The organism is Collinsella aerofaciens (assembly GCF_040915545.1).
Taxonomy (GTDB): Bacteria; Actinomycetota; Coriobacteriia; order Coriobacteriales; family Coriobacteriaceae; genus Collinsella; species Collinsella aerofaciens_BE.
The window spans coordinates 47452-57272 of the sequence record NZ_JBCPDH010000013.1 but is presented as its reverse complement, the minus strand read 5'-3'; the positions used below and the strand labels follow the sequence as shown (position 1 = coordinate 57272).

The 9821-nt window shown below is 56.2% G+C and carries 8 protein-coding genes; 3 read left to right on the top strand and 5 right to left on the bottom strand.

Annotated features, from left to right (window positions below; genetic code table 11):
• Positions 1-184 precede the first annotated feature (184 nt).
• Both AB5202_RS05840 and AB5202_RS05835 read left to right on the top strand, forming a co-directional pair.
• Positions 185-634, top strand: coding sequence for a DUF4869 domain-containing protein (locus AB5202_RS05840; protein ID WP_138112761.1), 450 nt, complete (start codon positions 185-187; stop codon positions 632-634).
• Complete coding sequence (locus AB5202_RS05835; RefSeq protein WP_117746656.1) at positions 634-1611, top strand: translation initiation factor 2; 978 nt, start codon at positions 634-636, stop codon at positions 1609-1611. The genes AB5202_RS05840 and AB5202_RS05835 overlap by 1 nt, the downstream gene beginning before the upstream one ends.
• Here the strand turns inward: AB5202_RS05835 and AB5202_RS05830 are convergent.
• The 5 genes from AB5202_RS05830 to AB5202_RS05810 form a co-directional block, all read right to left on the bottom strand.
• Positions 1608-4094 carry a glycosyltransferase family 2 protein gene (locus AB5202_RS05830; protein WP_368143864.1) on the bottom strand — a complete coding sequence of 829 codons (2487 nt, stop codon included), beginning with the start codon at positions 4092-4094 and terminating at the stop codon, positions 1608-1610. The genes AB5202_RS05835 and AB5202_RS05830 overlap by 4 nt on opposite strands.
• Positions 4095-5162, bottom strand: a complete 1068-nt coding sequence (locus AB5202_RS05825; protein ID WP_215673619.1) for a glycosyltransferase — start codon at positions 5160-5162, stop codon at positions 4095-4097. It abuts the gene before it with no gap.
• Between the two features lie 12 nt (positions 5163-5174).
• Positions 5175-6293 (bottom strand): glycosyltransferase family 2 protein, encoded by a 1119-nt coding sequence (locus AB5202_RS05820; protein WP_215673618.1) that lies wholly within the window; start codon positions 6291-6293, stop codon positions 5175-5177.
• A 74-nt stretch (positions 6294-6367) separates the two neighbouring features.
• Positions 6368-7408 (bottom strand): glycosyltransferase family 2 protein, encoded by a 1041-nt coding sequence (locus tag AB5202_RS05815; RefSeq protein WP_215673617.1) that lies wholly within the window; start codon positions 7406-7408, stop codon positions 6368-6370.
• A 6-nt stretch (positions 7409-7414) separates the two neighbouring features.
• Positions 7415-8518 carry a glycosyltransferase gene (locus tag AB5202_RS05810; protein WP_368143863.1) on the bottom strand — a complete coding sequence of 368 codons (1104 nt, stop codon included), beginning with the start codon at positions 8516-8518 and terminating at the stop codon, positions 7415-7417.
• 112 nt (positions 8519-8630) lie between these two features.
• Here AB5202_RS05810 and AB5202_RS05805 point away from each other — a divergent pair, with 112 nt between their 5' ends.
• On the top strand, positions 8631-9761 hold the full coding sequence (locus AB5202_RS05805) for an acyltransferase family protein (RefSeq protein WP_368143862.1): 1131 nt from the start codon (positions 8631-8633) through the stop codon (positions 9759-9761).
• The last annotated feature ends 60 nt before the right edge of the window (positions 9762-9821 follow it).

Below are 9821 nucleotides of genomic sequence, written 5' to 3'. Positions count from 1 at the left end.
GGAGCTATTTCCGCGTTGCGCTAGCTGCGGAAACGCGGGGTCCGTTCAGGCTGTTGCGTTGAGATTGAAAATCAACCAACCTTGGTCATCAATCACATCTACCGCGGGCCGATAACGCCCGCCTCATGTGCTGCGATATAATCAATCTCACTAGATGCCAAATCAGCAAACCGAAGGAGCTGACGTGCTAACAATTCACTATGGTGATATGGAAAACGTTATCTACAACACGTCCGTTTACTTCGATAACGTATATTCGCCCCAGTGGTTTCAAGACTCCTTTGCCCAAAGGGTCATAAAATCCATCGACAAAGGCACCGTGGTAGGCCCCAATGCAATCGATACCAAGATTCTAGGCATCATTCCTCCCGAGAAACTATCCAGCGGCACCAAAACGCTACTGCTTATGTACTTTATGCCGCAGAATATATATAACGCCTCAAATTGCGGTGATAATTGCGCCTACTGGATTCTGAGGATCGCCGCGCAAAAGGATCTAACAATCAATCTCTACCACATAATGGATTTTGGAAACGGCAAATTCACGGTAACCATTGCAAATACGGGCGATATAGTCCACACAATGTTTGACCTTGTCCCCATAGCTGGAAAATGCCTAAGGGAGAACTCCTGATGCGCGGATCATACAAGGTAATTATTCAAAATAACCGGGTTCAGTTTAAACTGACCATCAATAGAAATCTGACCATCATCCAAGGTAACAGTGCTACAGGCAAGACAACTCTGCTTGATATGGTGGCAGCTCACGAAGAGCTTGGGGCACAAAGCGGCGTAACAGTAAGTTGCAAAGTGCCCTGTAAAACAATATCTGGAAAATATTGGCGTAGAGATCTCCAAGAGATTTCCAGCAGTATTGTTTTTATTGATGAGGGCAATACTTTTGTTCGATCAAGAGAATTTGCCCATGAAGCAAAGCGTAGCTCAAACTACTACGTAATTGTCGCCAGAGAGTCACTGCGCCAACTGCCCTATAGCGTTGATGAAATCTACGGTCTTAAGAACACCAACCGAACCACAACGAAGTATCCCGTTTACTCTCGTGTCTACACCTCTACATATCGTATTTACGGTGATACTGATTTTAGAGGCGAGAGGCCCGAGCTTGTCATTGTCGAGGACACAAATTCGGGCTACGAATTCTTCAGTTTGCTATGCAAAAAGAGCAGCATTAAATGCATCAGCGCGGGAGGCAAATCAAATATTTGCAACTGCATTATGGACGCACCGGAAAACGACATCCTCGTGATTGCCGACGGTGCCGCCTTTGGACCAGAAATTGCGGAAGCAGCTGCTCTATTGCGCCGAAAGAACATCAAGCTATTCCTACCGGAATCGTTTGAATGGCTCGTGTTGAAGTCGGGATTATTCAACAGCAAACACATTAAGGACATGCTGCTTAACCCCGCTGAACATATCGAAAGCTCAAAGTTCTTTAGCTGGGAGAAGTTCTTTACTGCAGAACTCATCGAATGCTCACGAGACACACGTTTTCGATATGACAAGAGCTGCTTGAACGAGGAGTACCTGAACCCCACCGCTCTTGCAGCTCTGGAGGATACTTTGCCGGACCTTGGCATTACTTCGCACTAAAACGAGAAGTACTCACTGTCGGAGGATAGGTTTGGTCCGAGCCACGGGTCGCCATCGAGGAAGAACTCAGGCCAGTGCTGCATGAACAGCGCCTGCTCACGCTTCCAGCGGCGCAGCTTTTCCTCGTTGGCCTCTTCCCTGCCGCGCGAGGTGAACTCGTAGTGGTACAGCTCGGCATAGGGCGTAAAGATGGTGCGGTAACCCGCCTCCCACACGCGCAGGCAAAAGTCTGCGTCGTTAAAACCGACGGCGAATTCCTCGTTGTAGCCGCCGACGCGCTCAAATACGTCGCGTCGCACCATCTGGCAGGCACCCGTCACGGCGCTAAAGTTGCCCGGGCGCACGGCACGGGCAAGATAGCCCTCGCGCTTTGCCGAGAAGTCCTGGTTGGCATGGGCAAGTGCGCCACGCACGCCAACCAAAATGCCGGCATGCTGCACCAGATGATCGGCAAAGTAGAGTTTGGCGCCCACCACGCCCGCATCGGGACGCTGCAGATAGCCCATCATCTCTTCAATAAAGTCCGGGCTTATGACCTCGGTATCGTTGTTCAGCAGCAGCAGGTAGTCACCCTTGGCGTGCTTCACACCAAAATTGATGATCTGAGAGTAATTGAACTCGCCCGGCCAGTACACAACGCGCGCGATGCCCTTGCCTTCGGATGCTGCAGCCACGCGCTCTGGCAGGGTTTCGTAATACGCAAACGTCTCCGGGGCTTCACTGTTGTTCTCCACCAAGACGATCTCGTAGTTGGTATACGTGGCCTTCTGGGCGATCGACATCACACAGGCATCGAGCGTCTCAATGTGATCCTTGGTGGGGATCACAATGCTCACCAGCGGCGCAGGCTCCGGCAGCGCATGGCGCATGCGGTAGACAAACGGCGTCTCGGTCTCCTCGACCGTTCCGTGAACGCCCAGCGCGTTAAAGTGGCGCTGCAGCGCAAGACGACCCGCTTCAATGGCATACGGCTTGCTATCGGCAGAGCCATCGGCGGTCGATCCCGGATGCACGCGCCAGTGATACAGCACATGCGCAACGTGCTCAAAGCGCGCGCCGGCTGCAAGGCAGCGAAGCGTCAAGTCGTAGTCCTGGACGCCCGCAACGTCTTCTGGGGACATACCAATGTGATCGATGAGCGCCTTCTCCACCATCAGGAAATGCGTCACGCAGTTATGGCTATAGAGCAGGTCGACGTTGAGTACGGTCTTAAAGACCGGCTGGCCCCACTCCCCCGTTTTCTGGAACATGTCCTCATCACAGAACAGGACCTGGGGACGCTCGCCCTCGGCCGCCTTGTTCAGCGCGGAAACATACTGGAATAACGCGTCCGGTTCCAGAATGTCATCGTGGTCCAAGAAAGCGATGTAGTCGCCTGTCGCTTGCTCGATACCTGCGTTGGTGTTGACCACAATGCCGCCGTTGCCGGGAAGCTCGATGCGACGGATGCGCTCGTCGTTGGCACCTGCCGCAAGGGTGGCCACCGCGTCCCATTCGGGCGAGGCGTCCATAAGCAGCAATTCCCAGTTGTCATAGCTCTGGGCTTGCACCGATTCCAGCAGCTCGCGCAGGTAGACCCGATCAGTCTTGTAGCACGGCACCACAATGCTCACGAGCGGTCTATAGGCAAAGGCCGCCGAAGCGACACGCTGGCACGCCAAATCGCCCGGCTTTGCGCGATGCTGCTCAAACCAACGTCGATAAGCTGCGTCGTCTGCACGCGCGTCCTTCATACGGTTCCAGCTGTCGTCGACCATGCCGTTGTACAGGCGACCATCCATGGCGCAAAACCCGCTTTGGATCCGCTCTGTGGGATCGCTCACGATCGCGACAAAATCTCGTATATCCTGAGGCATCTCAACACTCAGATACGATTTATTGATGCGGCATCCGTTCTGCTGCGGAACATCGACCTGCGATTCAAACACATGCACGGTAACATCGATGGCATTCATATGCGTATCGAAGATCTGGAGCTCAGGCGCGCACTGGGGGTCTCCCGCCCAGGTAACCTCATAGCGCCACACCGCGCCGACGTCTGCCGGCAAATAGCGAATGGCATCGATCTCGTAGCGGCCGCAGTGTTCGCCACGCTGCGCATCGCGGATAAGCGCGCACAGCGCAGGCTTTGCTTTGTAGTTAATCTTGGATTCCAATTTGGCCACGCGGCTATCGAGACGAATAGAGCCCAACCTTTGGCCACCGGATGCAAAAACGGCATCCATCGACGAGCCATCCAAAAACGGAAGCACCAAAACGGCGAGCTCGCGCTCGTAATCGGAAACAGAAGGGCATAGCGCCAGCACACGGCCATGATCGACCGGGAGCACCAGTGACGGCAAACAAGAACCGCTCGTAGTCGCATGGGCAAACGCCTGAGAGGCCTCCCGCTCAATAAGCGCGGCGACATCCTGACCGGCAAAACGAAGCAGCACAAAAAGACGGCCCTGGCTGCGGCAAAGTGCCAAACGCTTGATACTCATCTACACTTCTCGCTTTCCCAGGGCGTTCGCTGCCACGCGCTTGCAGGCACCCAGGCGCCCAAACCTCAAGACGTCGTAATCGAACATGATCTTTTTGCACGCACGGGCGCTAGGGGCGTCGCTGGCAAGCGCTGCGCGCACCATGGCAGCGACAGAAGGAGCGCATTGCGCGAGCGCAACATCGCTGCCCACGGCAGAACCGGCAAGCGCAGTGGCAACGGCAGCAAACACCTTGCCGCAGTCCGAGCCCAGCAACCTGAGCGCGTCGTACAGCACCAGATCGCACAGGAAGTACGCCAGGTCATCGGCATGCTGTGCATCGAGACCGTCGCGCTGCCAGTCAGCCAGCACCGCAGAGTAAATCTTCACGTGCTCCAGCAGACGCGTCTCGTCGTCGTAGCGCATGGTGTCCATAAGCGAACCCTTGCGCGCCACGCGGTAGTCATACAGCTTGTTCGAGATAAGCGCGGTCTTGTGCGAACGGCCGTACACGGCAAAATCGAAGACCTGGTCCTCGCCATACTTAACGGTTTCGTCGAACACGATCCCGTAACCCAGCAAAAACTCACGCTTGCAGGCGGTGCGCCATGCAAAGGGGCGAGATGCTTCCTTAAACAGCAAGTCAGAGCTATAGCCTTCAAACGACACATCGCGCGGGCTCAGAACATAGTTAAGCCACGGATACCCCGCCTCAAGCGGATACGGGTTCGCGCCAAAGGTCAAAACGTCGCAGTCCTCGCGCTCAAAGGCATCGACGATCACGCGGCACGCATCGGGTGTAAAGCGGTCATCGGAATCCAAGAACCCGACGATAGGCGCCGTGGACGCGGCGATGCCCGCATTACGCGCACTCGACAGGCCGCCGTTTGGCTTATCGACCAGCGTAAAGCGCGCGTCCTTTTCGCAATAGGCAGCCGCAATATCGCGCGAACCGTCCGGCGAGCCATCGTTGACCAGCACGCCCTCCCAATCGGGCATGTCCTGCGCAAGCAGGGAGTCCAGGCACCAGGCCAGGCACTCCTCCACCTTATAGATGGGAACAACAACGGAAATCTTAGGGGTAGCCATAGTCACACACTCCTACTGGGCGGCCGAAACGTCATCGGGATGCGGGTTATCGCCGTAGGTGCGCTGATACGTCAGCAGGCGCCAGACCAGCGGCAGGCCGCCGATCTTAAAGTAATGCTTAAACGTATTGAGCTTGCCCGGCTTCTTAAAGTCAAAACGCGAATCGATATAGGCACGGGGCGACTTGACCATCAGGCGCAAGTCGGTCTCGCCACGCGGGTCGAACAGCGACAGATCAAAGCGACCAGCATCCCAATCGGCCTTGAGCTCGGGCGAGGCCTTTTCCCAAAACTGCTCGCGCAGCTCGTCGACCAGACGCTCGTCATTCCAGCGGTACGTATCGACCTTCATGCGCATTAAAATACCCTGAAGCTGAGCCTTAAGCTCGGGGCGCTCGTTCAAAAAGCGCAGCATCTCGGCATATTCGTCACACACGCAAAACACCTTGTTGGGCGAATTAACGGAGCTCTTCTCGTTATCCTGGCGATAGCACAAAATGGGGTCCGCAATAAACGCGGCGCGCTCGGCGCAAGCCCAAACCTTAAAGTTAAAGCCTGCGTCCTGATAAGAGGCGCCCGGCGTGGGAAGGAACCGAATCTGATTGTCGTTGAGGAACTCGCGCCGATAGATAGCCGACCAAATGGAAGGTTTGCGATAGAAGATGCCCGGACGATCGACGGGGCGATACGCGGCGCCCGTCATATGCTCGTCGATGATCCCAAACAGCTCACGGCGCTCGCTGGGCGTGGACCAATACAGGTAAAAGTCGCCCTTTACCACATCGGCATGCTCAGCATCGGCCTTGGCGACCAGCTTTTGGAGCGAATCCTCAAACATAAAGTCATCGGACTCTAAAATGCCCACGTACTCGCCACGCGCCATCTCCAGGCCGCGGTTCATCGAGTCGCCGTAGCCGCTGTTGGCCTTGTCGATCATCTTTACACGGGGATCGCGCTCCATGTACTCGCGGATGATATCCGGCGAGCTATCGGTGGAGCCGTCGTTGATGCAGATGATCTCGATGTCCTTGAGCGTCTGCGCCACGGCGGAATCGAGGCACTCGCGCAGGTAGCGCTCGACATTGCAAATGGGGACAAGCAGCGAAACTTTAGGGGTATCAGAGTTCTGCAAGAGAACCTCCTGTTGGATAGCGTGTAACAGGGTTATTTTAGCAGCCGAGTTGCGGCGGGCGGCAGCGCCTGGAATTAGATAAAGCGCTCCAGGCAGGCTTTGAGACCGCGAGTCGAAAGATAGAACAGCGTGGCATCTGCCATCGAAACGCCCGAGGTCGCTGCAACGAGCTTGTGGGCAACACGGCGAACGGCGCCCTTAGCAGGCATATCCGCCCACTCCGTTCCCATAAACGTCGTGAAAGCCCTGTTGACGCGAGCCGCCACGCGATGGAAGTCATCGGCATCCAAGCGCGCCAGGTCGAACACAATTAGGTCCAAAAACCAAGTTATCAGCTCGCCGGGGCACAGGTCCAAAAGACCGTAGGCCGCCCAGTCCTCCAAGACCTCCTCGAGCATTCTCATATGGGCATCGAGCTTTTTGGCGCGAGCCTCGGCACTGTTGAACTCGTGCGTCGCCGATTCACTCTCCATCACGTAGTGGTAGAACTTATCCGGCATGACGACGGTCTTGCGGGCAAGCGCATAAGCCGCAAATTGGAAGACGACGTCCTCGCCCAAAGCCAAACCGGGGGCGAAGCGAATGCCTTCGCGATTGAGCAGCTCGCACGAAAAAGCCGCACGGCAGGCATAGGGCTGCGCATTCGAATGGAACAGCAGTTGGGGATCACGGGCGCCGAAGGTACCAGCTTTGGGGCTCATGAGTTGCTGGACGCGCTTGGGGGCAGCATCGGCAGGTTCACAGACGCCGCCAAAAACGGCGGCCTCGGCATCTGCAGACTCCATGGAATGCAGCACGTGCTCGACCGTCCGGGCATCGATGTAATCGTCGGCGTCCACAAAAAAGACGGTCTCGCCCTCGGCGACATCGATACCGGCATTTCGAGCACACGAGACGCCCGCGTTTTCCTGGTCAATCACCAGTACGCGATCGTCGGCCTGCGCGATCTGGCGCAACACGTTCAACGAATCATCAGTCGAACCGTCGTTGACGCAGACAACCTGAATCGAGCGCTCGGACTGGGCCAACAGCGAATCGAGGCATCGCTGAATGGAGCGCGCAGAGTTGAAAACGGGGACGACAATGGTAGCTTTAGGACACGAGGCCTCTCCCATGCCGACCTACCCCCTCAGCGATTCGATGAGGAAGGCAGCGACCACGCCTGGACCTCCAACCGAGGCGTAATACTTAGCACGCCCCAAGGCACCATCCGTCGCAAAACTCGGATGCTCGTCAACCCAGCCCTCAGGATCTTTGAGGATGGCAGCGAGATTTGCGCGCTTCCACGGCTTGAGGTCGTCAAGCGAAAAGTCCCCGGCGTCCAAGGCCGCTTGGAACTCCTTGGCCATCTGAACCAGGAACTCCTTATAGAACTTGGGCGCCAGGCGCACGTAGTTCCACATGTACGAATCGTACTTAATGAGCTGATTGAACTTGAGCATGCGCGCGACGTCATCACTTGCGTGGTCGCGGGCATAATCCTCTCGAATCCAACGCTCAATCTCGGCATACTCGGTATTGACGCAAAAGACCTTAGCCGAAGAATTGACCGAGGAATTCTCGTTGTCCTGGCGATACGACAACACGGCATCATGCAGGTAAACAGCCTTTTCGGCGCACGCGATCACCTTAAAGGCGAATGACGTGTCCTGAAAGGATGCCCCCGGAGTCGGCAGGAACGTAATGCCGTTGCGCTCAAGGAAATCGCGACGGTACACGGCCGACCAAATCGACGGCTTTTGCTTAAAGAACTGCGTCGTATCGCTCGGGTGCACTGGCTTGCCGCAATCCTGAGGTCTAAACATCTCGTGCAGCGAGCGGCGCTCCTCGGGCTTAGACCAGTAAAAATCAAAGTTCGCCTTCGCAAAGTCGGCATTATTGCTATCGGCGGCCGAGACAAGCTTTTCGAGTGCGTCGGGCGCCATAAAGTCATCGGACTCCAAGATGCCAACGTACTTGCCACGCGCCATCTCCAGGCCGTGGTTCATCGAGTCGCCGTAGCCGCTGTTGGCCTTGTCGATCATCTTGACGCGCCCATCGCGCTCCATATACTCGCGGATAATCGCCGGCGAGTTGTCGGTCGACCCGTCGTTAATGCAGATGATCTCAATATCCTTGAGCGTCTGAGCCAGGGCGGAATCGAGGCACTCGCGCAGGTAGCGCTGAACATTGTAAATGGGAATAAGCAGCGACAGAACAGGGCTGCCAGAGGCGTTAGTAGACAAATGTGCTCCTTAGGAAATACCTGTCGTTTCATGGTATCAAAGGGTCAGCGCGCCAGCGGGCGTTTATATAATCTATGGAGCTCGCAGAGGCAAACCGATAAGAAAGGACGTCATGCAGCCCAAAGCCGCACGCAACATACCCATCGAAGCACTGCGTTTGGTCGCGGTCGCCGGCATCGCGGTGTTCCACACCTTTCAGTGGACCTTCCAAGCCGTCTGCGTCGGCGCCGTGGAATATGCCCCACTTGCGATGTCCCCCTATTCCGGCGTGCTCGGTTTTATTAACCTGCTTGGCTGCTGGGCCAACGAGGTCTTCTTTATGATCTCGGGCTATTTTCTCATCGCCTCGGCCGCGAGTGCTTGGGACGGTGGGGCAACGTGGAAGTCGCAAATGCAACGGACGGCGCAGCGCCTGGGCAAGGTCATTATGCCCACTGCGTTTTATTGCCTCGCGGCGCTCGCGTGGTCCACGGTCGTCTCCCCAATTCCCGATGTTACCCTCAACACGCACTACTGGTATACGCTTGGGCTTGAGTTTATCTGGGTCTATGCCGCCACAGTTTTCATGGCGCCATGGTTTGGACTGGCCAAGAGCCGACTCTCCCAGAAAACCTACACGACGACGGTCATCGCCGTTGGAATCCTCGTATTCGTTGTTAACGGGTATTTGGCCGCCATGAGTGCGACAAGCGCCGGCGAGTTTTCTTGGCTCCAGAAGCTCATGAGCGCTACCACGTACGTAGTCGCATTTTTGATCGGCGGGCTGCTCCGCGACGTTACCAATACCATGAATTCGGACAGGGCGGGCGCCTTGGGCATGCGCTCGCTCGCAGCGGTTTTGGTGCTCACCGCCATCCTGGAAGGCGAACTCTCCTTCACCGGCAAACTCGCGGCGATGGCAACCCTCTCCTACAAATCGACCTCGCTGATCTCGTTTGCCCTCGCCGCCGCCTCCCTGCTCTTTGCGGCTACCCGACGCAGTGCCTCAGGCAATTCGCGGACTGCAGGTGCCATCGTCACCTTATCGACCGCCACGCTCGGTTTCTATGTGATGCAGTCGCTCACCAGTAGCCTGTGGCGTCCCGTCTTCAATACGTTGCTCGCAAACATACTGGTCAGCCAAAACAGCCCGGCAGTTATGTGTATCGTCACGGGTACCGTCATTAGCATCGTCTTTGCCCTGGCGCTTCTCACCATCGACGCAGCTAGAAGCCTTATCGCTCGCAAGCTCAAGCGGCAATAGACACGCTGCCGTAAGACGCTAAAGCCGCTACAGCCGTGGCAGGTTCCTGCGTTTTATTCA

Bases quoted from the DNA above. Each gene is read 5' to 3' on its own strand.
- AB5202_RS05835 (WP_117746656.1), top strand. From the start codon at position 634: ATGCGCGGATCATACAAGGTAATTATTCAAAATAACCGGGTTCAGTTT.
- AB5202_RS05830 (WP_368143864.1), bottom strand. From the start codon at position 4,094: ATGAGTATCAAGCGTTTGGCACTTTGCCGCAGCCAGGGCCGTCTTTTT.
- AB5202_RS05825 (WP_215673619.1), bottom strand. From the start codon at position 5,162: ATGGCTACCCCTAAGATTTCCGTTGTTGTTCCCATCTATAAGGTGGAG.
- AB5202_RS05815 (WP_215673617.1), bottom strand. From the start codon at position 7,408: ATGGGAGAGGCCTCGTGTCCTAAAGCTACCATTGTCGTCCCCGTTTTC.
- AB5202_RS05805 (WP_368143862.1), top strand. From the start codon at position 8,631: ATGCAGCCCAAAGCCGCACGCAACATACCCATCGAAGCACTGCGTTTG.